This is a genomic window from Arthrobacter sp. CAN_A214 (assembly GCF_015751955.1).
Taxonomy (GTDB): Bacteria; Actinomycetota; Actinomycetes; order Actinomycetales; family Micrococcaceae; genus Arthrobacter_D.
In genome coordinates, this window is sequence record NZ_JADOUU010000005.1 from 118,525 (window position 1) to 142,306 (window position 23,782).

The following is a 23,782-nucleotide window of genomic DNA, read 5'->3' on the forward strand; positions in this document are numbered from 1 at the left end:
TGCCGACTATGTACGGAATTGGAGCGAGGTGATAATGGAACAATGTCTTCGCGATCCGCCACGCTCCTCTCCGAAAGGGAGTGGCTCGTGCTCGAGGAGCTCCACCAGTCACGTGTCCGAAGGTTCACTGCACCGTACCTTCTCCGCCGCTCCACCGGCGCGAAGCACCCCGTTGAAGACTTCCTCTTCACGTACTACAACCAGAAACCGGGGCAGCTCCTGAGGTGGCACCCCGGAGCCGGAGTGGCGCTTGCCGGGGCGGCGGCCCTGGAGCGGACAGGATGGAAGTACTACACACAGAACGACGACGGCGTGGGCGTCGATGGTGCCGCCTTCCTCCGCGACCGCGCGGCTACCGTCGACTTCACCCTCACGATTCTCTCCGGGACGGCAGCCCGTCCCGCACAGTTCGGCTGCTTCGGTCTCCATGAGTGGGCAATGGCCTACAAATCCCGGCTCAACGGCGTGCGCCACGAGTATCTGGAGCTGAGGCTCGGCGCTGAGGGAACGGACGGCGTCGTAGAGGCCGAGAAAATCCGCTGCACCCACTTCGACGCCTTCCGCTTCTACACACCCGAAGCGGTGCCCCGCAACGAGCTCAAGCCCACGCGTGAGAACCAGCGGACCCTTGAACAACCCGGGTGCCTCCACGCGAACATGGACCTCTACAAATGGGCGTACAAGCTGACTCCGCTGCTCTCGAGCGGCATTGTCATGGACTGCTTCGAACTGTCATGGCGCATCCGCGCCATGGATATGCGTGCTTCACCCTACGACCTCTCGGAGTGGGGCTTTCCACCCATCCGGATCGAGACACCGGAAGGCAAGTCAGAGTACGTCCGGAAGCAGCGTGCCTTCTCGGCGGAGTCGCAGGAGCTACGGCGCCGGTTCCTCGATGAACTCCAGCGGGCCGTCGAGCCCTGCCGGGCGGCACTGCCGCTACGCTGAACGAAGCTGCCACGAGGAGGCCCATGGATCGCGTTCACCGCCGGCCAGCACGCATCGGACGGCCCGGACTGGCGCTCGCCGTCCTCGCTCTCGCCCTCGTGTCCTGCGGTGGCACCCCAGGCACCACTCCCGCCGAACCGACCCCTACCAACCAGAAGTCGGCCATGCGGCCGCCAGCACCAGCCCCTCCCAGCCAGGAGTCCCATATGCCCTCCCCCGTGCCACCGTCGTCCGCTCCCAGCACCGAGGCAACCACGCTCCTCACCGTCGAGATCCGACAGTCCGAGACCGCTGAGCCCGTCGAGTACGTCCTCGAGTGCTCCGGCGGTGCATCAGGTCCGAACACCACGCTTCCCAACGCCGACGAAGCCTGTGCCACTGTGCAAAGCCTTGGAGCGGATTTCTTCAATGCACTGCCCAACCCGAACGTTGCCTGCACTCAGCAGTACGGCGGACCACAGACGGCCTCGATCAGCGGGACGGTGAACGGCACGCAGGTCCGCGCGCGGTTCACGCTGACGGACGGCTGCGAAATCTCGCGCTGGAACGCCGTCCGCGGCATCCTCGGTGGAGGCGGCGCAGCCTAGCCGGTTCCGGTGGCTTCCAAGGTGAAGTGTGAAGAGGATGTGCAATAGACTTGGAGGGCAAGCTCGCGGAGCGCTGGCCACCAGCGTGAGACGGCACTTCCGGGCGACTGCATACAATGCTGGTACTCCCAGCCTTCGCCGCCCCACAGGAGTTGCCGGATGCCCCGGATCGTTGTCGATGTCATGCCCAAACCCGAAATCCTTGACCCGCAGGGCAAAGCCATTGCGGGAGCACTTCCCCGGCTCGGCCTCAACGGTTTTGCCGGCGTCCGCCAGGGGAAGCGCTTCGAGCTCACTGTCGAGGGCGAGGTCACGGCCGAGGTGCTTGAGCAGGCCCGCCAGGCCGCATCGACACTCCTCTCGAACCCCGTGATCGAGGACGTGACGCGCGTGGAGGTTCTGGAGGAGGACGCGCAGTGAGCGTTGACACTCCGCTGATCGGCGGACCACAGCCGGTGGCTTCGAACAATGCTGACAGCCCGCTCAACGGCGTGAGGGTGGGCGTCGTCACTTTCCCCGGCTCGCTCGATGACCGCGACGCAGTGCGTGCCATCCGCCTCGCGGGCGGATCAGCGATCCACCTGTGGCACGGCGACCACGACCTGCAGGGCGTCGATGCCGTCATCATTCCCGGTGGTTTCTCCTACGGCGACTACCTGCGGGCAGGAGCCATCTCCCGCTTCGCTCCGCTCATGGAGCAGATCGCTGCGGCAGCCGGCGGCGATGGCGGAAATGCCAGCGCCCTACCGGTGCTCGGTATCTGCAACGGCTTCCAGGTCCTCACCGAAGCCCACCTGCTGCCGGGCTCGATGATCAAGAACAATTCCCTGCACTTCCTCTGCCGGGACCAGCGCTTGCGCGTCGAGAACGCCGACACCTTCTGGACCTCCGAGTATGCGCAGGGCGAGGAACTCGTGATCCCGCTGAAGAACCAGGACGGCCAGTTCGTGGCGGACGATTACACCCTCGACGTACTCGAGGGGGAAGGCCGCGTAGCGTTCCGCTACGTCGACGGGAACCCCAACGGTTCGCGCCGCGACATCGCCGGCATCTCGAACAAGGCCGGGAACGTCGTGGGGCTGATGCCCCACCCTGAGCACGCCGTCGAGGCAGGCTTCGGGCCTGATTCGTCAGCGAAGGGCCCGGTCGGCGTCCGCGGCGGCATGGACGGGCTCGGCATTTTCACCTCGGTACTCAAGAAGTTGGTTGGCTAAGTTGACGAAAACGTCCAAGAAGTTCAATATCGACTCCGTCGCCAACGCCGAAGCCACACCGGGCCAGGGCCTGCCGTGGGCGGAGCTCGGCCTGAAGGAGAACGAGTACCAGCGCGTCGAGGAGATTCTCGGGCGCCGCCCCACCGGGGCGGAACTCGCGATGTATTCGGTGATGTGGAGCGAGCACTGCTCCTACAAGTCCTCCAAGGTGCACCTTCGGCAGTTTGGCGACAAGGTCACCGACGCCATGAAGGAACACCTGCTCGTCGGGATCGGCGAGAACGCGGGCGTAGTCGATATCGGGGACGGTTGGGCCGTGACCTTCAAGGTCGAATCCCACAACCACCCCTCCTTCGTGGAGCCGTACCAGGGCGCAGCAACCGGCGTCGGCGGCATTGTCCGCGACATCATCTCCATGGGTGCCCGCCCCGTCGCCGTGATGGATCCGCTGCGCTTCGGCGCCATCGACCACCCCGACACCCCGCGCCTCGTCCACGGGATCGTGGCGGGCATCGGTGGCTACGGCAACTCCCTCGGCCTGCCGAACATCGGCGGCGAAGTGGTCTTCGATTCGGTGTACCAGGGGAACCCGCTGGTGAACGCCCTCGCGATCGGCGTGCTGCGCCACGAGGACATCCGGCTCGCCAACGCGTCCGGTGTCGGAAACCGGGTGGTCCTCTTCGGAGCGCGGACGGGCGGCGACGGCATAGGTGGCGCCTCGGTCCTCGCCTCTGAATCGTTCGATGACGCGAAACCATCGAAGCGCCCTGCCGTCCAGGTGGGCGACCCGTTCGCCGAGAAGGTGCTCATCGAGTGCTGCCTCGAACTGTTCAAGGCCTCGGTGGTGGAGGGTATCCAGGACCTCGGTGCCGCCGGAATCTCCTGTGCCACCTCGGAACTCGCCTCGAACGGCGATGGCGGCATGCACGTGGAGCTGACCAAAGTTCTGCTGCGGGACCCGAGCCTCACGCCCGGCGAGATCCTCATGTCGGAATCGCAGGAACGCATGATGGCCGTCGTCACGCCGGAGAACGCCGAAGCGTTCGAGGCCATCATGGCGAAGTGGGCTGTCGAATACTCCTGGCTCGGCGAGGTCACCGACACCGGCAGGCTCATCATCGAGTGGGACGGCGAGAAGATCGTGGACGTCGATCCCCGCACCGTGGCCCACGACGGCCCGGTCTACGAACGCCCCTACTCCCGGCCGGAGTGGCTCGACGGGGTGCAGGCAGACGCATTCTCCGGTGAGCAGCCCGCGGACCTGCGGGCCGCCGTGCTGGAGCTCATGGCCTCCCCCAATATGTGCTCGAAGGACTGGATCACCAACCAGTTCGACCGCTACGTGCAGGGCAACACGGCGTTGGCGATGCCCGACGACGCCGGAGTGATCCGCGTCGACGAGGAAACCGGCCTCGGCGTTGCCATCTCTACGGACGCGAATGGCCGCTACTCCTACCTCAACCCCTACGAGGGTGCGCGCCTGGCGCTTGCCGAGGCGTACCGCAACGTTGCGACGGCGGGCGCGCAGCCGCTCGCCGTCACCGATTGCCTCAACTTCGGTTCACCCGAGGACCCCGAGGTGATGTGGCAATTCGCCGAGACCGTACGCGGGCTCGCCGACGCGTGCCAGGAGCTCGGCGTCCCAGTGACCGGCGGCAACGTCTCGCTCTACAACCAGACCGGCGGCGTGGCCATCCACCCCACCCCGGTGGTCGGCGTGCTGGGCGTGTTCGACGACGTCGCACGCCGCACGCCGTCGGGCTGGCGTGAGGACGGGCAGGCCATCTACCTGATCGGCACCACAAAGGATGAGTTGGACGGCTCCGAATGGGCCAACCTCCGTGGACATCTCGGCGGCCGGCCTCCCGCTGTGGATCTCACCGCGGAGAAGACACTCGCAGCCATCCTCGTGAACTGCTCACGCGACGGCATGGTGGACGGCGCGCACGACCTCTCGGAGGGCGGTCTCGCCGCCGTGCTGTGCGAAATGGCACTGCGCTTCGACGTCGGGGCGCGCATCGGCCTCGACGAACTGTGCGAGCGCGACGGCGTCGACGCCTTCACTGCGCTGTTCAGCGAGAGCCAGGCCCGCGCCGTCGTCAGTGTTCCCCGCTCCGAAGAGGTGCGCTTCAACGACATGTGCACCGCGCGGAACTTCCCCGCGATCCGCATCGGCGTGGTGGATGCCGAGAATCACGCGCTCGATGTCCAGGGGTATTTCAACCTGCCGCTCGAGAAGCTCCGGGAAGCACACGAGGGAACGCTTCCGAGGCACTTCGGGTAAGGGCTTCACCGCGCTGCGAGTTTCCGTGCCGCTTCTCCATAGCGGGAGAGGACATACCGCTGGGTGAGCCGGGTGACGGGGGAGCCGATCGCGTAGAGCAGGTTCGCGGGAACGCTGTAAGCACTGCAGGTGAAGATCAGCTTTCCTCCAGCGGTCAGTTCAGCATGGAAACCCTCTTCCCCCCGCACGGGGTGGCCCTTCAGCGTGCCGTACCCGAAACCGGCGCGCTGCCCGGGGACAGCGCGCCCTCCGCCGTCGAGCAGGGCCTCCCTCGCCCAGACCACGCGACAGGGCGCGGGAATTCTTGCCCTGCCGATCCCGAATCCGGAGACCACTTCACCACCCGGTGCGGCTCGGGGCGCATCCGGCGCCATGGTGAGGCCTGCGCCGCGATGGAGTTCCCAGGACAGGATGCCGTCGACCAGTGCGAGAAAAGCAGCTGCGGGATCAGCAGCTTCGATTCCGTGCGACTCGACCATGCGCCGGTAGCCCTCCGGCCAGCCGCCGTCGAGGCGCTCCGGATACGGCCGGTCCGTCGCGCCGACGTCTGGATACGTGAACTGCCTCATGCTGCTCCACCTGTCACTTCCCGCGCCTACGGAACCTCCCGAGGGGATTCCCGGGAACCGGGGCACCGGGGAACTCCAGAATATCGCCGGGAAGACGCACTCACGCTCCCCCGAAGTGGCAGGATGAGGGGACATCTCAGCAGGAGGACCCATGGGCCAGGTTGAACGGCAAGTCACCAAGGCGGCTGATGCCACCGATTCCAGGGGCTTCATCCTCGCGGCCCGAGCGGGCTATATCGCCGCCGGGCTACTCCATCTTCTGATCGGAGCCATTGCCCTGCGCATTGCCAACGGTGGTTCGGGCAGCGCCGACCAAAGCGGAGCCATTGCCCAGTTGGCGGCGAGCCCGGGCGGCAGCATCCTGCTCTGGGCCTGCTTCCTCGGCTGCTGCGCTCTCGCCCTGTTTCTGCTCAGCGAGGCATTCCTTGCGACGAAAGGAGCTGGCGGCAAGGACAAACTCGGGCGCCAGCTCAAGTTCGCCGGCCAGGCAATCGTCTACGGAGCTATCGGCGCCACCTTCGGCATCTACGCTCTCGGCGGGTCGACGAGCAGCAGCGGTTCCGCCCAGTCGGTCAGTGCCTCATTGATGTCCAACCCTGCAGGATCGGCGTTCCTCATCGCGATCGGCGTCGGAGTGGTGGTCACCGGTGGGTACTTCATCTACAGCGGGGCAACCCAGCGGTTCCGCAGGAATCTGAAGGCTCTTCCAGGCGGCCGTGCGGGCAAGGCGGTGACTGTCCTCGGATCGGTGGGGTACGTGGCGAAGGGAGCCGCCCTCGGCGTGCTCGGCGTACTGCTGGTTCTTGCCACGGTTCAGAACGACCCCGAAGAGTCGACGGGGATCGATGGCGCACTGAAGTCCCTCCAGGAGGCACCCTTCGGCATCTGGCTCCTCGGTTCGGTGGCCGTCGGACTCATCTGCTACGGCATCTTCATGGTGGTGCGCTCACGCTACCAACGCATGTGAACGCCGGAGCTACAGGCCGAACTGCGGTGCCTCGATGACGGGACAGGCATTCATGACGACGTCGAGCCCGGCCGCCTTCGCCCGCTCCGCCGCGGATTCGTCGATGACACCCAACTGCAGCCACACAGCTTTGGCGCCCACGGCAATCGCCTGGTCCACCACGGCGCCCACCCGCGTCGAGTTCACGAAGCAGTCGACGACGTCGATCGACCCCGGGATCTCCGCAAGCGTTCGATACCCGGCCTGCCCGTGGACGTCGTCCCCCTTCAGGCTCACCGGGACGATCTCCATCCCGAGCCGGTCCAGGAGGAAGCGTGAGACCCCGACGGCCGCACGTCGAGGGTTGCTGGACAGACCGACCACTGCCCAGCGGCCGTGAACCGTCAACAGCCGGCGGAGAACGGCGGGGTCGTTCCGGTGGTCCATGGCGTACCTTTCCTCGGGCTTCCGTCCAGCCTAGGCGTTCCGGTCGGCAGGCGGCCGGTCCCGGGTGTCGGTTTGTTACGGCGTCGACTTGTGGGGAAGGGGCGTCCGGGCGTTTCATGGGAAGTGACCATCCCGAGCGGCTGAGAGACTTGGATCAGTGACGCCGCAGCAACCCTGGTTGTCCGTATCCCCTGATACCGGCAATAACAAGGAGCAAGCCAAGGGCGCCGGCCGCTGAAGGGCACCGGTAAGGCTTGTTCCGTAGGGTGCTACCGCCAGGACCGATGGAGTAACCATGACCGTTTTGGCATCCCGCACCACCACCGAACCGCGCCGCAAGCAGGCGCTCGACGTCCGGTTCTCACAGCTCGGCCGCAGCTTCGGCTCCGCCGGGAACCGGCAGGTCGTGCTGCGCGACATCACCGTGGACGTCAGGGCAGGCGAGATCCTCGCCATCCTCGGCACCAGCGGCTGCGGCAAGTCCACCCTCCTCCGTGCCGCGGCCGGCCTCGACGTACCCGACACCGGGACCGTCCTGATCGACGGAACGCCGGTCAACGGAATCGACGAACGCTGCGCCGTGGCCTTCCAGGAACCGCGGTTGCTTCCCTGGCATACCCTGCAGGCGAATGTGGCTATCGGCCTGCCGAGAAGCTCGAGTGCCAGTGCCGGCAAGGCGAAAGTCCTCGAGCTCCTGAAACTGGTGGGCCTCGACCGCTTCGCCAAGCACCGCCCGCGCGAAATCTCCGGTGGTATGGCCCAGCGGACGTCGCTGGCCCGGGCACTGGCACGCAATCCGGGCGTGCTCCTGCTCGACGAGCCGTTCGGCGCCCTTGACGCACTCACCCGGATCAAGATGCAGGACCTCCTCCTGGAAATCCACCAGTCGCAACCCGCAACGGTGCTGCTGGTGACCCACGACGTCGACGAAGCCCTCCAGCTCGCCGACCGCGTCCTCGTGCTGGGACGCAACGACGACGACCCCGGCTCCACCATCTCGGAGCTCGTTCCCGTTCCCGGAGAGCGTCCCCGCGACCGCAACTCCGCCGAACTCGGCGCCCTGCGCAGCTCTCTCCTTCGAATGCTGGGCGTTTCAGGGCACTGACCCGCGCGCAAGCCCCGAATTCTCCTGTCCCTGGTCTTTCTGGACCACTTTCCTGCCTGCCGACGATCGATTCTCCGAAGGATTCCCATGAAACCCCGCTCTCTCTTCCGGACCGCCGCCCTCGCAACTGCCCTTTCCATCGGCCTGACCGGGTGCCTCGCGGGTGAAAACGCCTCGACGTCGGCCGACACGGTGGCAACAGACGGAGCCACCGAAGGCGGCACCCTGAACATCGACTTCGCCACCTACAATCCCCTCAGCCTCGTCATCAAGGAACAGGGCTGGCTCGAGGATGAATTGGGCAAGCAGGACATCACCGTGAACTGGGTGCAGTCAGCCGGCTCCAACAAGGCCAACGAGGCCCTGCGTGCCGGTGCCATCGACGTCGGCTCCACCGCCGGATCGGCTGCCCTGCTCGCCCGCTCCAACGGCTCCCCGATCAAAGCCATCGACATCTACTCACAGCCGGAATGGGCCGCCCTCGTGGCCCTACCGGGCTCGGGGATCGAGAGCGTCGAGGACCTCCGCGGCAAGTCGGTCGCCGCTACCAAAGGCACCGATCCCTACTTCTTCCTGCTGCAGGCCCTTGAATCCGCCGGTATCGACCAGTCCGAGGTGGAGGTCCAGAACCTCCAGCATGCTGACGGGCGCGCCGCGCTTGCGAGCGGCGCCGTGGATGCGTGGTCCGGTCTCGACCCCATCATGGCCTCGGCCGAGCAGGACGGCGCCGAACTGTTCTTCCGCAACATCGATTTCAACACGTACGGGTTCCTCAACGCCACGGAGAGCTTCCTGGAGGAGAAGCCCGACGTCGCCCAGACCGTCGTCAACGCGTACGAGAAGGCGCGCGAGTGGGCCAAGGCCAATCCTGAGGAGACCGCCGCGATCCTCGCCGACGTGGCAGGAATCGATCCGGCGGTTGCAAGTGCCGTGATCATCGACCGCACCAACCTCGACGTCGAACCGGCACCCGGTGACGCACAGCGCACGGTGCTCGAGAAGATCGGCCCGGTCTTCGTGGAAACCGGCGACGTCGCCACCCAGGCGCAGATCGACGAAGCGCTGGACACCCTCTTCGACGACTCGCTGGTGAAAAGGGCTGATCCGGCAGCGATTGCGGCATCCTCATGACAGAGACGACCGGTGCCGGCGGTACGCCCGTCAGTAGGGGTGGACTCAAGGCTTCGGGCGTCCCGGTCGGACCCGTCGAGGCGGAGGCTCCGTCTCGCCTGGCCGGTAGCCGCGCCCGCAATCGCGTCGCTGCCGCCCTGATCGGCCTGATCTTTCCGGCGGCACTCCTCGTTGCGTGGCACATCAGCACGGAAACCGGCTACTTCAGTCCCGCCGAGCTGCAGTCACCACGTGCCGTGGGAACTGCTGCCGTCGAACTGTTCAACCGCGGCGAGCTCATCAACCACATCCTCATCTCGACACAGCGCGTGCTCATCGGGTTCCTCGCCGGCGCGGCCCTCGGCACCGTCTTCGGTGCACTGCTCGGCCTGTCCCGCATCGCCGATCTGCTGCTCACCCCCACGGTGGGGGCAATCCGCGCTGTGCCCTCCCTCGCGTGGGTTCCGCTGCTCATCCTGTGGATCGGCATCAACGAGGACTCGAAGGTCACACTCATTATGATCGGAGCTTTCTTTCCCGTCTTCACCACGCTCTACCTCGGGCTGCGCCACGTGGACCGCAACCTGGTGGAGGCAGCGCGGGCCTTCGGGCTGAGCGGCGTCCGGCTCCTCACCACCGTGCAGTTGCCCGCCGTCGTTCCCGCACTCTTTTCCGGGCTGAGGCTCGCTCTGGCGCAGTCCTGGCTGTTCCTGGTGGCAGCCGAACTCATCGCGTCCTCGATGGGCCTCGGATTCCTGCTCATCGATTCGCAGAACAACGGCCGGGTTGACCGCATCCTCCTGGCGATCATCCTGCTCGCAGTGATCGGCAAGACCACGGATGCCCTGCTGGGCCTGGCTGAAAGGTGGGCTGTCCGGCGATGGGTGTGAGGATTGGCGAGCAGGACTCCCTCCGGACCGAAACCGGGCGCATCGCGTTCTGGGAAGAGCAGGCCCGCCGGCTCGACTGGGCCGAGGAATGGCACACGGCCCACACCTTCGAGCCGGCACGGCCGGCGCCGGACGGCGACCTGTCCGTCCCGGTGATCGAATGGTTCGCGGGCGGAAAACTCAACGTCGCCGAGAACTGTGTGGACCGGCACGTCGCTGCGGGCAACGGCGGCAGGACCGCGCTGTTCTTCGAAGGCGAGCCGGGCGACCGCCGCGCGGTCACCTACTCCGAGCTGGAGGAGGATGTGGCCCGCGCAGCGAACGCGCTATCTGCCCTCGGCGTCGGGAAGGGCGACCGCGTGGTCATCTACCTTCCCGTCCTCGTCGAAACGGTGGTGGTGACGCTGGCCTGCGCCCGGATCGGAGCCGTCCACTCGCTCGTCTTCGGTGGCTTCTCAGCCGAGGCACTGCGCTTCCGGGTCGAGGACACCGGGGCGAAACTGCTCGTCACCACTGACGGACAGTACCGCCGGGGGAAGGCGGTACCCGTCAAGGGCAACGCCGACGCCGCCGTCGCCGGTGTGGATTCCATCGAGCATGTCCTCGTGATCCGTCGCACCGGCTCGGAGATCGGCTGGACACCGGGACGAGACGTCTGGTGGCATGAGGCCGTCGACATTGCGTCGCCGTTCCACGAAGCGGAGGCGTTCGACGCCGAAACGCCGCTGTTCATCATGTACACCTCGGGCACCACGGGGAAACCGAAGGGCCTGGTGCACACCTCGGGCGGTTATCTCACGCAGGCCTCGTGGAGCTTCGAGCACCTGTTCAGCAACCCCGACCCGGCGCTGCGCTCCACGGATGTCCACTGGTGCACGGCCGACCTCGCCTGGGTCACCGCCCACACCTATGAGATCTACGGCCCGCTCTCCAACGGCGCCACGCAGGTGATCTTCGAGGGAACGCCCAACACCCCGCACACCGGCCGCCACTTCGAGGTCATCGAGCGCTACGGCGTCACCAGCTACTACACCGCCCCCACGCTGGTGCGCTCGCTCATGGGCTGGTTCCCCGACGGCGTTCCCGCCGGGTACGACCTCTCGAGCATCCGCGTCCTCGGAACCGTCGGAGAGGCCGTCAACCCCGAGGCCTGGCGCTGGTTCCGGGCCAACCTCGGCCGGGGAACCGTACCCGTCGTGGATACCTGGTGGCAGTCCGAGACAGGCGCCACGGTGCTCTCCCCCAGTCAATCGGACGAGTCCTTCAAGCCGGGCTGCGCCTCGCGCGCGCTACCAGGGGTCAGCACCCGCATTGTCGACGACGCCGGAGATCCCGTACCGCCGGGCGTCCAGGGGCTCATCGTGGTGGACCGGCACGGTCCCGCCATGGCCCGGACCGTGTGGGGCGATCCGCAGCGCTACCTCGACTCCTACTGGCGGAAGTTCGCGGCGCAGGGCTGGTTCCTCGCTGGTGACGGGGCCAAGTACGACGACGACGGCGACACCTGGATCCTGGGCCGGGTGGACGACGTCATCAACGTGTCGGGGCACCGGCTGTCGACGATCGAGATCGAGTCGGCGCTCGTGGCGCACCCCTTCGTCACGGAGGCCGGAGTGTGCCCGGTGGCGGACCCGTTGACAGGGCATGCGATTGCGGCCTTCGTGGTGCTGGCCCCCGGTGCGGACCGCTCGCAGGACATCGGTTCGGCGCTGCGGGCCCACGTCACGAAGGTGATCGGGCCGGTCGCACGGCCTGCCGCCGTCGTGGTGGTGGACGATGTTCCGAAGACGCGCTCCGGCAAGATCATGCGCCGGCTGCTGACCCAGCTGTACGAGGGCGGCACGCTCGGGGATACCACGTCGCTGCAGAACGAGGGCTGCATTCCGGGCATTGCGGCGGTGCTGGCCGGGCGGTAGCGGCGCTAGCGGGCGGCCTGCCGCTGCCCGACTGCCTTGCGGGCCCGGCGCCACTTTCCGAGGGCCAGCAGGGCGAACGCTGAGCAGGGGACCAGCATCCCTGCCTGCTGGACATAGAACCATCCACTGACGGAAGGGCCCGGGTCACGAAGCACCAGGACGATGCTGAGAAGGAGGGTGGCAGCCACCACGGCAGCCGCCCAGAACACGGTCCGCCACAATGCCGGCTCGCTGGTACGTTCCGCTGACCGCCAGGATTCCATCGATCAAGGTTACGGGACGCCACGGAGTTGCCCGCCCCAATGTGACGTTCTCCGGACGACATATTCTTTGTGCCGCCCCCTGCCCCCTGTCAGACTCGAAGGTGACCATCCCGAGCGGCCGAGAGATCTGGCTCACTGACGCCGCAGCAACCCTGGCCCGTGCTCCAAGCGCTCGGCGATAGGGTGCTACCGCCAGGGCCGATGGAGGATTTCATGAGCACTCCCGATCTTTCCCAACCACTCAAGTTCGCCTACTGGGTCCCGAACGTCAGCGGTGGGCTCGTGGTCTCGACCATCGAGCAGCGCACCAGCTGGGACTTCGACTACAACAAGAAGCTGGCCCGGATCGCCGAGGATGCCGGCTTCGAATATGCACTGTCCCAGACCCGCTACGCGGCATCGTACGGTGCCGACAAGCAGCACGAGGCGACGTCGTTCTCCCTCGCCCTGCTCGCGGCCACCGAGAAACTGAAGGTGATCGCCGCCGTCCACCCCGGCATGTGGCAACCCGGTGTGTTGGCGAAGTTCATCATCACCGCCGACCACATCTCCAACGGGCGGGCCGCCGTCAACATCGTGTCCGGCTGGCTGAAGAACGAGTTCACCGGTTTCGGCCTGCCCTGGCTGGAGCACGATGAGCGGTACGTGCGCACCGAGGAATTCATCCGGATCCTGCGCGGCCTCTGGACCGAGACGAACTTCTCGCAGGAGGGCAAGTACTACAACATCACCGATTTCACGCTGAACCCGCCGCCCGTGGACGTTCCCGGGCGTGCGCACCCCGAGATCTTCTTCGGAGGGAATTCGACGGCGGCCCAGGCCACCGCCGGGCGCGTGGCCGACTGGTACTTCTCGAACGGCAAGGACCTCGAGGGCTTTCGGGAGAACATTGCGGGGGTCCAGGCGTCAGCCGGGCAGGTAGGACGGTCCCCGAAGTTCGGGCTCAACGGCTTCGTCATTGCCCGCGACACCGAAAAGGAGGCCCGGGAGACACTCCGCGAGATTGTCGCGAAGGCGCACCGTCCGGCCGTCGAGGGCTTCCGCGACGCCGTCCAGGAAGCCGGCGCCTCCACCGTCGACGGAAAGGGCATGTGGGCGGATTCCTCGTTCGAGGACCTCATCCAGTACAACGACGGCTTCAAGACCCAGCTCATCGGCACCCCCGAGCAGATCGCCGAGCGGATCGTCGAGTACAAGAAAATCGGGGTGAACCTCCTCCTCACGTGCTACCTCCACTTCCAGGAGGAAGTCGAAGCCTTCGGCAGGGACGTGATGCCGATCGTCCGCGAACTCGAGGCGGACGCCGCGGTGAAGGCGGGCGTCGACTTCCACCTGGACACACCCGTTACCAGCAAGGCAGGCGTCTGATGGCAGAGAAGACCTTCGGTTTCCGTACCCGCGCACTCCACGCCGGCGGTACACCCGATGCAACGCACGGCGCACGCGCAGTGCCCATCTACCAGACGACGTCGTTCGTGTTCAAGGACACCAATGACGCCGCAAACCTCTTCGCACTGCAGAAGTACGGCAATATCTACTCCCGCATCGGCAACCCCACCGTCGCCGCGTTCGAGGAACGCATCGCCTCCCTGGAGGGCGGCATCGGAGCGGTGGCCACGGCATCGGGCATGAGCGCCGAGTTCATCACCTTCGCCGCCCTCTGCCAGGCCGGCGACCACATCGTCGCGGCGTCCCAGCTGTATGGCGGAACGGTGACGCAGCTCGACGTCACGCTGCGCCGCTTCGGAATCGAGACCACCTTCGTCCCCGGCACGGACCCCGCGGACTACGCGGCGGCCATCCAGGACAACACCAAGGCCGTCTACGCCGAGGTCATCGCCAACCCTTCCGGTGAGATCGCCGACCTCGAGGGACTCGCGAAAGTCGCATCCGACGCCGGAGTGCCCTTCATCGTCGATTCCACGCTCAGCACGCCGTACCTCATCCGGCCGATCGAACACGGTGCCGACATCGTGATCCACTCCGCCACCAAGTTCATCGGCGGCCACGGAACCACGCTTGGCGGCGTGATCGTGGAGAGCGGCCGCTTCGACTGGGGCAACGGCAAGTTCCCCATGATGACCGAACCCGTGCCCTCCTACGGCAACATCCAGTGGTGGGCCAATTTCGGCGAATACGGTTTCCTCACGAAGCTCCGCACGGAGCAGCTGCGCGACATCGGGCCGTCGTTGTCGCCGATGTCGGCCTTCCAGCTGCTGCAGGGCGTCGAAACCCTCGCCCAGCGCCTTGACGAGCATCTGAAGAATGCCCAGGCCGTCGCCGAATGGCTGCAGTCCGACCCGCGGATCGAGTACGTGAACTATGCGGGACTTCCGACGCATCAGCATTCCGCCCGCGCGCGGAAGTACTTTCCGAATGGCCCCGGTTCCGTTTTCAGCTTCGGCGTCAAGGGCGGACGTGCAGCGGGACAGAAATTCATCGAATCGCTGCAGCTGGCCTCACACCTGGCGAACGTCGGTGATTCCCGGACACTCGTGATCCATCCCGGATCCACCACCCATCAGCAGCTCTCCGCGGATCAACTGGTGGCAGCCGGCATCCCCGAGGACCTCGTCCGCATCTCCGTGGGCCTCGAGGACCTCGAGGACATCCTGTGGGACCTCGACCAGGCCCTTAACCTGGCCGTCGGGTCCGCCGAGGACCCGACCGACGACGCCGAGCTTCCGCAGGTGCCGGCAGACGGCAACGAGCAGGACCAGTCCCGCACCAGTGCGGTAGGAGTTGGAGCATGAGCACAGATACAGACCAGACGACGCCGGCCCGGACATGGGAAGGCCCATCGGCCCCCGAGCGCCTCAACCTGCTGCGCCAGGCGAGGTCGATCGCGATCGTGGGAGCCTCGGACAAACCGTCGCGGGCCTCGTACTTCGTGGCCACCTACCTGCAGTCGTCCTCGCCCTACCGCCTGTATTTCGTGAATCCGGTGGCGAAGGAGATTCTCGGCCAGCCCGCCTACGCGTCGCTCGCCGACCTGCCGGAGGTGCCCGACGTCGTCGATGTGTTCCGCAAGCACGACGACCTGCCCTCGGTGCTTGCGGAGGCGCGGGATGTGGGTGCTAGAACTCTTTGGCTGCAGCTCGGTTCCTGGCATGAGGGCGTGGCGCGGGACGCCGAGGACGCGGGCATGACCGTGGTGATGGACCGCTGCATCAAGATCGAGCATGCGAGGTTCCATGGCGGGTTGAACCTCGCCGGATTCAACACGGGAGTGATTTCCTCGAAGCGGCAGATCACCACCTGACGGGCGGCTGGACACAGACTATGAAAAAGGCCGCGCCGGGACCTGTTGGGGGTCGGTCCCGGCGCGGCACTTCTGTCCAAGCCTACTGCAGCGGGCGATGAAGCCGTTCAGCCGAGGACGGCGAGTCAGTTCGGCTCGAGGATTTCACTGTTGCGGGCGAAACGGCGGTTGTTCAGGACCGGCAGGAACTCGCGGACATCGTCGATCCTGCGCCGGGTCACCTCGGTGGTGACCACCCCGCGTTCCTCATCCTCGAGGTACACGTGTGCAACACCCATCGGATCGAGGATGGCCGAGTGGCCGATCGTGTGCTCGCTCGAGGTTCCGGCTGCGGCCACCCACACCGTGTTCTCGATGGCCCGTGCCCGGAGCAGGGTTTCCCAGTGTTCCACCTTGTGCTCGCCCTTGAACCAGGCTGCCGGAACACAGATGAGGTCGGCGCCGGCATCGGCGAGCGCCCGTGCCTGTTCGGGGAACCGGATGTCGTAGCAGGTCATGAGGCCAACCGACATGTCACCCACCGGCACCACTTTGATACCGCCGTCGCCAGGTTTGATCCGACTGGACTCCTGGTAGCTGAAGGCGTCGTACAGGTGCAGTTTCCGGTAGGTGTCCGCGATCCGGCCCGTCCTGTCGATGAGGACGAGCGTGTTGAACGGACGCTCCTCGCCGCTGGACTCGTACCCGCCGGCCACGACGGCGATATCGTGCTCCGCTGCGAGGAAGGACAGCTGCTGCACGAATCCGGTCCAGTTGGCGTCGACTGCGACCTGCAGCGACCCTTCGACCTTCCCGATGGAGAACATCGACTCTTCGGGAAACACGATGAGGTCCGATCCCGCTGCGCTCGCTTCCGCGGCGAGCCCGCGCATGACCTCGAGATTGGTTGCGGTGTCCCCGCCCGGTCGAAACTGCCCTACGCTGACTAACATCCGTGCCGCCCTAATCCCGTCGATGACGTTTCCTCCAAGCCTACAGAGTTGCCACCCCTTTCCCCGGGCCGCGTTGTTACGGTTGGGTCATGAAGAAATCGCGGATCACTCCGGGGCCCGGTCAGGAAAGCGTGTGGGACTACCCCCGGCCACCACGGGTCGAGCAGGTGTCCGGGAAGGTCGAGGTACGTTTCGGAGGAGCTCTCATCGTCGAGACGACCAACGCCGTGCGGGTGCTCGAGACGAGCCACCCTCCGGTCTACTACCTCCCGCTCGCTGACTTCGCGCCCGGCGTGCTGGTTCCGTCGGCAGGCACCACCTTCTGCGAATTCAAGGGAGAGGCTGCCTATTTCGACGTCGGAGCAGGCGGATCCCGTGTTCCGCGCGGAGCCTGGACCTACCCCCGGCCGGTGCGCGGCTACGAGGACCTGTCCACGCGGGCGGCCATCTACCCCAGCAGGATGGACAGCTGTGAGGTCGACGGCGAGATCGTGCAGGCGCAGGACGGCGATTTCTACGGGGGCTGGATCACCGAGGGGATCGTGGGCCCCTTCAAGGGAGCCCCCGGCACCCGGGGCTGGTAGCGAAGCTGCCGGTGGTCGAGCTCCCGGTCAGCCCGCGATGAGGTCGTTGACCACGATCGTCTGGTCCCGGTCGGGGCCGACGCCGATCGCCGAGAACCTCGTGCCGGAAATCTTCTCCAGGGCACGTACGTAGGCCTGCGCGTTCTCCGGAAGGTCCTCGATGGTGCGGGCGGTCGTGATGTCCTCGGTCCAGCCGTCGAAGTATTCGAAGATGGGCTTCGCGTGGTGGAATTCGGTCTGCGTCATCGGCATCTCGTCGTGCCGGACGCCGTCGACGTCGTAGGCGACGCACACCGGGATCCGCTCGATGCCGGTGAGGACGTCGAGCTTGGTGACGAAGTAGTCGGTGAAGCCGTTGACGCGCGAGGCGTGGCGCGCCAGCACGGCGTCGTACCAGCCGCAGCGCCGCGGCCGGCCGGTGTTCACGCCGAACTCGCCGCCCTTCTTCTGCAGGTACATTCCCATGTCATCGAACAGCTCGGTGGGGAACGGGCCCGCCCCGACGCGCGTGGTGTAGGCCTTGATGATGCCCACCGCACGGTTGATCCGGGTGGGGCCGATGCCCGAGCCCACCGACGCGCCGCCTGCGGTGGGGTTCGACGACGTCACGAACGGGTAGGTGCCGTGGTCCACGTCGAGGAACGTGGCCTGGCCGCCCTCCATGAGGACCACCTTGCCGGCGTCGAGCGCCTGGTTGAGGACGAACGTCGAGTCGATGACGAGCGGGCGCAGGCGATCGGCGAAGGACAGGAAGTACTCCACCACCTCCTCCACCTCGACGTCGCGGCGGTTGTAGACCTTGACCAGCAATTCGTTCTTCTGCTTCAGCGACCCCTCGACTTTCTGGCGAAGGATCGATTCGTCGAAAACGTCCTGGACACGCAGACCCAGCCGCGCCACCTTGTCCATGTAGGCGGGGCCGATCCCGCGGCCTGTGGTGCCGATGGCGCGCTTTCCGAGGAAGCGCTCGGTGACCTTGTCGAGGACCTGGTGGTAGGGGGCCACGAGGTGGGCATTGGCCGAGACCCGCAGCTTCGAGGTGTCAGCTCCACGCGCCTGAAGGCCGTCGATCTCCTCGAAGAGGGCCTCGAGGTTGATGACGCAGCCGTTGCCGATGATCGGAACGGCATTCGGGCTGAGGATGCCGGCGGGAAGAAGCTTCAGTTCATACTTCTCGCCTCCCACCACCACCGTGTGGCCGGCGTTGTTGCCGCCGTTGGGCTTCACGACGTAGTCGACACGCCCGCCGAGCAGGTCGGTTGCCTTGCCCTTACCCTCGTCGCCCCACTGGGCTCCGACAATCACGATTGCTGGCATGGGATCCTCCCCCATTAGTCACGGATCCCGCGTCCCCGTTCCGGGACCCGCCTGGAGCCGTGCATGAGAACGCCCCAAGAATCCTTCGCGTACCCGCCGCGGACTCTGGGGCTCTTACTCCCCGAGTTTAGCCGAGCGGGCAAGCGGGCGTCGAAAGCGATCCGGCGCTACCGGGAGAATGGGTTCATGGACCGTTTCGTTGGACACATCGTCGGCATCGGCACCGCGTCGGGAACCCGGCTGGTGGTCGGCCTTTGGGACTCGTCCCGCTTCGGACGGTTCGCCGACATCATGATCGAGGACTCCGCAGGCCGTCGGACGCTGCTGGCGCCGGAGCGGGCGATTGCCGAGTATGTCGGGGCTACCTATACGTTCGACGACGTCGTCATCACGCCCGTGGCCTGGACGCTCACCGCCCGGAACCTCTCGCTCGACGCCGGGGAGCTGAAGCTTGCAGCCGACATCGGCGGGACGACGGCCCTCGGACGGCTGCTGGGACTCGTTCCGAAGCGCCTTGCCACCAGCCCGCGCTGGCTCACGTTGCTCAATCCGGCCGCACGTGTCCTGATAAGAGGCGTCCGGACAGCGGGATCGGCGGGCAACGGCCGCCGCGAATACTATGGCGTTCTTTCGGTCCGCTCCATCGCCGGCGCTTCCACGTCCTGGCGCGGAAAAGATCTGGGGACACTCGCCCCCGTGAGTCCGCCCGTGCGGTTCGGCTTCAGTTCAGCGCCGCCGACCCCGGCCCTCGTGGCGGTGGTGACGACGATCGTTCATCCGGGATAACGCCGGGGCGTCCTGCCTAGTGGCCGGGGTTCATCAGTTCCAGGTACTTCCGGACCGCATCCTCGGGCACCCGGTAGGAGCGCCCGAAGCGGATGCTGTTGATGGCGCCCGACTGGACCATGCGGTAAACCGTCATCTTCGATACCCGCATCAGGGCGGCTACCTCCGACACGGTATAGAGCTCTCCCGTAACAACTCCAGCGAGGGACATTGTGTACCTTTCGTCTCGTGAAACACGTTGGCTGACTTCTTTAACTGTGGACTCACGCTTGAAGGTTGCACAACCGTTGCTACTACCTGTTTCTCCTCTCCCGAACCAAGTAATTTTACGTAGAGCTACGGGCTCCTTCCTTTTCCTACGGGACTTTGACGACAATAAGGGAGCCACCGGAATGGTGGCTCCCTTATCGAGGTCCAATGTGCTATCTGTTATAGGTTGTGCGCCGGAAGCTATGCCCCCAGCTGCGCACTCGCCTCCGGGTCGGAATCCCGCAGCAGCACGGCAATCCGTTCAGCTTCCTCGATTTCGCCGATGGACGCCGCTGCCCGCCCAAGCGCGTACAGCGCCCGGAGGAACCCGCGATTGGGCTCGTGCGAATACGGCACGGGACCGGTTCCACGCCACCCGCTGCGCCGCAGTGCATCGAGTCCGCGGTGATAGCCGGTGCGCGCATAGGCGTAGGACTCGATCGTGCGGCCCTCGGCGTACGCCTCGTCAGCGAGGACGGCCCACACCAGGGACGACGTCGGGTGCCGGGCTGCGAGGTCCACTGCTTCATCCCCGGCCGCCAGCCGCTGGATGACGTCAGGCTCTTCGGGGAGGTAGGTGGGCTCGGGGCCCATCAGGTTCCTGCGGAATTCGTCGGACATGTCCTAGAGCTTCTTTCCGGCGGAACCGAGGGACGCGGCGGCCTCGACCACCCGCGCAGCGAGTCCGGCCTCGGCGGACGCACCCCATACGCGGGGGTCATAGACCTTCTTGTTGCCGACTTCGCCGTCGACCTTCAGGACGCCGTCGTAGTTGCGCAGCATATGATCGGCCACCGGGCGGGTGAAGGCGTACTGGGTGTCGGTGTCGATGTTCATCTTGATGACCCCATAGGACACGGCGTCGGCGATTTCCTGCTCGCTGGACCCTGAACCGCCATGGAACACGAGGTCGAAAGGCTTGTCCTTGCCGAGCTTGGTGCCCACCTGCTGCTGGATGTCCTTGAGGATCTCGGGGCGCAGCTTCACGCCGCCGGGCTTGTAGACGCCGTGCACGTTGCCGAAGGTGAGCGCTGTCAGGTACCGCCCGTGCTCACCCGCACCGAGGGCGTCGATCGTGGCGAGGGCATCCTCGACCGTGGTGTACAGCTTGTCGTTGATGGCGTTCTCCACACCGTCCTCCTCGCCGCCGACGGTGCCGATCTCCACCTCGAGGATGATCTTCGCGGCGGCAGCACGGGGAAGAATCTCCCGGGCGATGCGCAGGTTCTCTTCGAGCGTCTCCGCCGAGCCGTCCCACATGTGCGACTGGAAGATCGGGTTGCCGCCGTTCTTCACCGCCTCCTCCGACGCCGCGAGCAGCGGCAGTACGAAGCCGTCCAGCTTGTCCTTCGGGCAGTGGTCGGTATGGAGCGCGATGTTCACGTCATACTTCTTGGCAACCTCATGGGCAAAAGCCGCGAAACCCAGTGAACCGGCCACCATGTCCTTGACGCTCGCCCCGGACCAGTAGGCCGCTCCGCCGGTGGAAACCTGGACGATGCCGTCGGATCCGGCCTCGGCGAATCCGCGCATCGCGGCGTTCAGGGTCTGGGAAGAGGTGACGTTCACGGCCGGGTAGGCGAATCCGCCCGCCTTCGCGCGGTCGATCATGTCGGCGTAGACCTCAGGTGTGGCAATTGGCATGCTGCTGACTCCTTCATGGATGGGAACTGCTTGCTTCATCCTAGCGATCAGGAGGTGCCTGCGCAGGGCTGCGCAGCCGGCGACCCCAGGACGAACCGGCAGCGGACGGGCCCTAGATGCCCTGCCCGAACACATGCCGGCGAACCCAGCCGTGCATGGCGATGGCCGCAGCCGCGGAGGCGTTCATGGACCGGGTTGAACCGAACTGGGCGATGGACAGGGTTGCATCGGCCGCAGCATGAACCTCGGCCGTCAGGCCGGGCCCCTCCTGCCCGAACACGAGGACGCACTTCTCCGGAAGCTCATAGGTCTCGAGGGGCACGGAATCGGGGAAGTTGTCGATCCCCACGATGCGCAGTTCCTCGCCCTGCGCCCAGGCGACGAAATCCTCGACGGTGGGGTGGTGCCGTACATGCTGGTAGCGGTCGGTGACCATCGCGCCGCGCCGGTTCCACCGGCGTCGTCCGATGATGTGGACTTCCTTCGCGAGGAAGGCGTTGGCGGTGCGGACCACTGAACCGATATTGAGGTCGTGCTGCCAGTTCTCGATGGCGACGTGGAAGGGGTGCCGTCGGGTGTCGAGGTCAGCCACGATGGCGTCATGCTTCCAGTACCGGTAGGCATCCACCACGTTGCGCGTGTCTCCCGCCGCAAGAAGCTCCTCGTCCCACTGCCCGCCCTCCGGCCATTCACCCTGCCACGGGCCCACGCCGACGGCGGTCAGGGGGTCGGGCGGCGTCGGATCCGTTGCCGTATCTGTACTCTCTTTCACCCCTTCAGCCTAAGGTGAAAGACTGAACCTGATCTTCGGAAGCGTCCACAAGCGAAGGAAGCCCATGCGGGAGAACGAACACATCGAATGCTGGCTCACCGATATGGACGGCGTGCTTGTCCATGAGAACCACCCCATTCCCGGGGCAGCAGAGCTCATTGACCGCTGGGTGGCCACGTCGAAGCGTTTCCTCGTGCTGACCAACAACTCCATCTACACCCCGAGGGACCTTGCCGCGCGGCTGAAAGCTTCGGGGCTCGAGATTCCCGAGGAGAACCTGTGGACCTCGGCCCTTGCCACGGCACAGTTCCTCAAGGGCCAGCTTCCCGGCGGCCGGGCCTACGTGATCGGGGAGGCCGGGCTGACGACGGCACTGCACGAAGCCGGCTTCGTCCTCACCGACTCCAACCCCGACTATGTGGTGCTCGGCGAAACCCGCACCTACTCCTTCGAGGCGATCACCAAGGCGGTTCGGCTGATCCTCGACGGCGCCCGCTTCATCGCCACGAACCCCGATGTCACGGGCCCCTCGAAGGAGGGCCCCCTCCCGGCGACCGGAGCGATCGCGGCGATGATCACCGCGGCGACCAACCGGGCCCCCTACATCGTCGGGAAGCCCAATCCCATGATGTTCCGCTCCGCGATGAACCAGATCGATGCGCACTCGGAGACGACGGCGATGATCGGCGACCGGATGGATACAGACATCATCGCGGGTATGGAGGCCGGGCTCCACACCGTCCTCGTCCTGAGCGGCATCACCCAGCCCGACGACATCGATGCGTACCCCTTCCGGCCGGATCAGATCGTCGATTCAGTGGCCGACCTCATCGACCAGGTGTGAATCGACCAGGTGTGAATCGACCAGGTGTGAATCGCCGGGCGTGAATAGACCGCCTGTGAATCGCCGGGCGTGAACTGTCGGGTGTGAATCGACCGGGTGCGGTTCCGCTAGAACGCCGTTTTCCTCCCGCCGCCCGTAGGCAGCGGGAGGAGGTTGTCCTGGATGGTCCGGACGAGGGTCCGGTAGATCAGTGGGTTCCACTGGGGACTCGCGTGGGCTGGAAGCGCACCGGTGGTGACGGAGTCGGCGGAGACCAGGTTGTCGGGGAACGCGGACGCCCACCCCGTCCGGGCGAGCGCATAGTCGACGACGGCGTCGTTCGGGTTGCCGACGAACGCCATGCGGGTTTCCCCCAGCGCACCCTGGAAGCGCCCGATATTGAAGCGGTAGATGTAGGACGCCTGGGACTGGATGAGGACGCTGCTGGGGGCGAGTGGGGAAAGCTGTTCGAGGGTCTGATCCAGGATCTGGCGCCACGTGCGCTCATTCTTGTGGACGATGCGCTCCCCCAGTTCGTATCCGCCGCGCACCACGATGGGCACGCGGTACCCCGCCTCGTACAGGAAGACCACGCCCTCGAACATACGCTGGTCCAGCACGTCAGCCCTGCTGTGCGGGCTCGAGTCGAGCAGGATCAGCTCCACCGGGATGCCCCGCTCCGCGAGGCGTGCCGCCACTTCTACGGCCACCATGCCACCGAAGCTGTGACCGTAGAAATACAGCTTCTCGAGCTGGAAGTTGCGCACGTAGCGGTTCATCGCCGCCACGATGTTGTTGATGTCCAGGCCCCGGTTCGAGTAGCCCACCACCGCCATCCGGCCCCGCCGGGACAGAGCTGGCCGGAGGGAGTTCAGGATCCAGAGGCCCTCCTCCCAGCTGGTCTTGTAGCCCGGAAAGAGTACCCAGGAGGCAGCGGGAAAACTGGTTCTGGCGGAGTCGTCATCGAGGGGGAGGATGCGCAGTTCCTCGCGCTGCCGCTGGATGCGCCTGGTCACTGCGAGATCGGCGACAAGCGTCAGCCCCAGTCCCGAACCGGCCAGGAAGGCCCTTCGGGAAAAGCCGGCGAGGTCGCTGGAGTAGGAAAGGAGCCGCTCGGCGTCATCCGTCATGCCC

The 23,782-nt window shown here is 66.0% G+C and carries 26 protein-coding genes and 1 riboswitch; of the genes, 16 read left to right on the forward strand and 10 right to left on the reverse strand.

Translation table 11 applies throughout. From position 1 onward, the window contains the following. Positions 1-42: 42 nt before the first annotated feature. From IWX65_RS06715 to purL, 5 genes are all read left to right on the forward strand, one after another. Positions 43-948: a 3-methyladenine DNA glycosylase gene (locus IWX65_RS06715; protein ID WP_196881653.1), complete on the forward strand. Its 906-nt coding sequence runs from the start codon at positions 43-45 to the stop codon at positions 946-948. A 23-nt stretch (positions 949-971) separates the two neighbouring features. Further along, positions 972-1,535 (forward strand): SSI family serine proteinase inhibitor, encoded by a 564-nt coding sequence (locus tag IWX65_RS06720; protein ID WP_196881654.1) that lies wholly within the window; start codon positions 972-974, stop codon positions 1,533-1,535. 159 nt (positions 1,536-1,694) lie between these two features. Beyond that, a complete protein-coding gene (gene purS / locus IWX65_RS06725; RefSeq protein WP_196822394.1) occupies positions 1,695-1,955 on the forward strand; it encodes a phosphoribosylformylglycinamidine synthase subunit PurS in 261 nt (86 codons plus the stop codon). Then, on the forward strand, positions 1,952-2,749 hold the full coding sequence (gene purQ, locus IWX65_RS06730) for a phosphoribosylformylglycinamidine synthase subunit PurQ (RefSeq protein WP_442859169.1): 798 nt from the start codon (positions 1,952-1,954) through the stop codon (positions 2,747-2,749). Before purS ends, purQ begins: the two co-directional genes overlap by 4 nt. Beyond that, positions 2,742-5,033 carry a phosphoribosylformylglycinamidine synthase subunit PurL gene (gene purL, locus IWX65_RS06735; RefSeq protein WP_196881655.1) on the forward strand — a complete coding sequence of 764 codons (2,292 nt, stop codon included), beginning with the start codon at positions 2,742-2,744 and terminating at the stop codon, positions 5,031-5,033. Before purQ ends, purL begins: the two co-directional genes overlap by 8 nt. Before the next feature lie 5 nt (positions 5,034-5,038). On the opposite strand, the gene IWX65_RS06740 is transcribed toward purL, so the two are convergent. Further along, positions 5,039-5,602, reverse strand: a complete 564-nt coding sequence (locus IWX65_RS06740) for a DUF1990 family protein (protein ID WP_196881656.1) — start codon at positions 5,600-5,602, stop codon at positions 5,039-5,041. Between the two features lie 151 nt (positions 5,603-5,753). On the opposite strand from IWX65_RS06740, the gene IWX65_RS06745 reads away from it, so the two are divergent. Continuing rightward, positions 5,754-6,569, forward strand: a complete 816-nt coding sequence (locus IWX65_RS06745) for a DUF1206 domain-containing protein (RefSeq protein ID WP_196881657.1) — start codon at positions 5,754-5,756, stop codon at positions 6,567-6,569. 9 nt (positions 6,570-6,578) lie between these two features. On the opposite strand, the gene IWX65_RS06750 is transcribed toward IWX65_RS06745, so the two are convergent. Then, positions 6,579-6,995: a CoA-binding protein gene (locus IWX65_RS06750; protein ID WP_196881658.1), complete on the reverse strand. Its 417-nt coding sequence runs from the start codon at positions 6,993-6,995 to the stop codon at positions 6,579-6,581. Between the two features lie 295 nt (positions 6,996-7,290). On the opposite strand from IWX65_RS06750, the gene IWX65_RS06755 reads away from it, so the two are divergent. The 4 genes from IWX65_RS06755 (at position 7,291) to acs (ending at position 12,016) form a co-directional block, all read left to right on the forward strand. Continuing rightward, the gene (locus tag IWX65_RS06755) at positions 7,291-8,100 is read left to right on the forward strand and encodes an ABC transporter ATP-binding protein (protein ID WP_196881659.1); all 810 of its coding nucleotides are present in this window, start codon (positions 7,291-7,293) and stop codon (positions 8,098-8,100) included. Between the two features lie 87 nt (positions 8,101-8,187). Continuing rightward, complete coding sequence (locus IWX65_RS06760) at positions 8,188-9,231, forward strand: aliphatic sulfonate ABC transporter substrate-binding protein (protein WP_196881660.1); 1,044 nt, start codon at positions 8,188-8,190, stop codon at positions 9,229-9,231. Next, positions 9,228-10,100, forward strand: coding sequence for an ABC transporter permease (locus IWX65_RS06765; RefSeq protein ID WP_196881661.1), 873 nt, complete (start codon positions 9,228-9,230; stop codon positions 10,098-10,100). Before IWX65_RS06760 ends, IWX65_RS06765 begins: the two co-directional genes overlap by 4 nt. Next, positions 10,091-12,016, forward strand: coding sequence for an acetate--CoA ligase (acs, locus tag IWX65_RS06770; RefSeq protein WP_196881662.1), 1,926 nt, complete (start codon positions 10,091-10,093; stop codon positions 12,014-12,016). The genes IWX65_RS06765 and acs overlap by 10 nt, the downstream gene beginning before the upstream one ends. Positions 12,017-12,021: 5 nt before the next feature. Here the strand turns inward: acs and IWX65_RS06775 are convergent, their stop codons facing one another. Then, positions 12,022-12,279: a hypothetical protein gene (locus tag IWX65_RS06775; protein WP_196881663.1), complete on the reverse strand. Its 258-nt coding sequence runs from the start codon at positions 12,277-12,279 to the stop codon at positions 12,022-12,024. A gap of 102 nt (positions 12,280-12,381) precedes the next feature. Next, a riboswitch (SAM riboswitch) is annotated at positions 12,382-12,487 on the forward strand. Positions 12,488-12,492: 5 nt separating this feature from the next. Here IWX65_RS06775 and sfnG point away from each other — a divergent pair. The 3 genes from sfnG to IWX65_RS06790 are packed head-to-tail and all read left to right on the forward strand — an operon-like array spanning position 12,493 to position 15,541. Further along, positions 12,493-13,647, forward strand: coding sequence for a dimethylsulfone monooxygenase SfnG (sfnG, locus tag IWX65_RS06780; RefSeq protein ID WP_334683707.1), 1,155 nt, complete (start codon positions 12,493-12,495; stop codon positions 13,645-13,647). Continuing rightward, positions 13,647-15,032 carry an O-acetylhomoserine aminocarboxypropyltransferase/cysteine synthase family protein gene (locus IWX65_RS06785; protein WP_334683708.1) on the forward strand — a complete coding sequence of 462 codons (1,386 nt, stop codon included), beginning with the start codon at positions 13,647-13,649 and terminating at the stop codon, positions 15,030-15,032. Before sfnG ends, IWX65_RS06785 begins: the two co-directional genes overlap by 1 nt. Beyond that, positions 15,029-15,541: a CoA-binding protein gene (locus IWX65_RS06790; protein ID WP_196881665.1), complete on the forward strand. Its 513-nt coding sequence runs from the start codon at positions 15,029-15,031 to the stop codon at positions 15,539-15,541. The genes IWX65_RS06785 and IWX65_RS06790 overlap by 4 nt, the downstream gene beginning before the upstream one ends. A gap of 125 nt (positions 15,542-15,666) precedes the next feature. On the opposite strand, the gene IWX65_RS06795 is transcribed toward IWX65_RS06790, so the two are convergent. After that, on the reverse strand, positions 15,667-16,473 hold the full coding sequence (locus IWX65_RS06795; protein WP_196881666.1) for a carbon-nitrogen hydrolase family protein: 807 nt from the start codon (positions 16,471-16,473) through the stop codon (positions 15,667-15,669). Between the two features lie 89 nt (positions 16,474-16,562). Here IWX65_RS06795 and IWX65_RS06800 point away from each other — a divergent pair, with 89 nt between their 5' ends. Then, a complete protein-coding gene (locus tag IWX65_RS06800; RefSeq protein WP_196881667.1) occupies positions 16,563-17,057 on the forward strand; it encodes a DUF427 domain-containing protein in 495 nt (164 codons plus the stop codon). A gap of 27 nt (positions 17,058-17,084) precedes the next feature. Here the strand turns inward: IWX65_RS06800 and IWX65_RS06805 are convergent, their stop codons facing one another. After that, positions 17,085-18,374, reverse strand: coding sequence for an adenylosuccinate synthase (locus IWX65_RS06805; protein ID WP_196822381.1), 1,290 nt, complete (start codon positions 18,372-18,374; stop codon positions 17,085-17,087). 186 nt (positions 18,375-18,560) lie between these two features. Here IWX65_RS06805 and IWX65_RS06810 point away from each other — a divergent pair, with 186 nt between their 5' ends. After that, a complete protein-coding gene (locus tag IWX65_RS06810; RefSeq protein WP_196881668.1) occupies positions 18,561-19,160 on the forward strand; it encodes a hypothetical protein in 600 nt (199 codons plus the stop codon). A gap of 16 nt (positions 19,161-19,176) precedes the next feature. On the opposite strand, the gene IWX65_RS06815 is transcribed toward IWX65_RS06810, so the two are convergent. From IWX65_RS06815 to IWX65_RS06830, 4 genes are all read right to left on the reverse strand, one after another. Continuing rightward, positions 19,177-19,371 carry a helix-turn-helix domain-containing protein gene (locus IWX65_RS06815; RefSeq protein WP_196822379.1) on the reverse strand — a complete coding sequence of 65 codons (195 nt, stop codon included), beginning with the start codon at positions 19,369-19,371 and terminating at the stop codon, positions 19,177-19,179. A gap of 239 nt (positions 19,372-19,610) precedes the next feature. Further along, positions 19,611-20,030 carry a DUF3151 domain-containing protein gene (locus tag IWX65_RS06820; RefSeq protein ID WP_196881669.1) on the reverse strand — a complete coding sequence of 140 codons (420 nt, stop codon included), beginning with the start codon at positions 20,028-20,030 and terminating at the stop codon, positions 19,611-19,613. 3 nt (positions 20,031-20,033) lie between these two features. Further along, positions 20,034-21,053 (reverse strand): class II fructose-bisphosphate aldolase, encoded by a 1,020-nt coding sequence (gene fbaA, locus IWX65_RS06825; RefSeq protein WP_196881670.1) that lies wholly within the window; start codon positions 21,051-21,053, stop codon positions 20,034-20,036. A 112-nt stretch (positions 21,054-21,165) separates the two neighbouring features. Continuing rightward, a complete protein-coding gene (locus tag IWX65_RS06830) occupies positions 21,166-21,825 on the reverse strand; it encodes a TrmH family RNA methyltransferase (protein WP_196881671.1) in 660 nt (219 codons plus the stop codon). Between the two features lie 64 nt (positions 21,826-21,889). Here IWX65_RS06830 and IWX65_RS06835 point away from each other — a divergent pair, with 64 nt between their 5' ends. Further along, positions 21,890-22,669 carry an HAD-IIA family hydrolase gene (locus IWX65_RS06835; RefSeq protein ID WP_196881672.1) on the forward strand — a complete coding sequence of 260 codons (780 nt, stop codon included), beginning with the start codon at positions 21,890-21,892 and terminating at the stop codon, positions 22,667-22,669. A gap of 107 nt (positions 22,670-22,776) precedes the next feature. On the opposite strand, the gene IWX65_RS06840 is transcribed toward IWX65_RS06835, so the two are convergent. Continuing rightward, complete coding sequence (locus tag IWX65_RS06840; RefSeq protein WP_196881673.1) at positions 22,777-23,778, reverse strand: alpha/beta fold hydrolase; 1,002 nt, start codon at positions 23,776-23,778, stop codon at positions 22,777-22,779. Between the last annotated feature and the right edge of the window lie 4 nt (positions 23,779-23,782).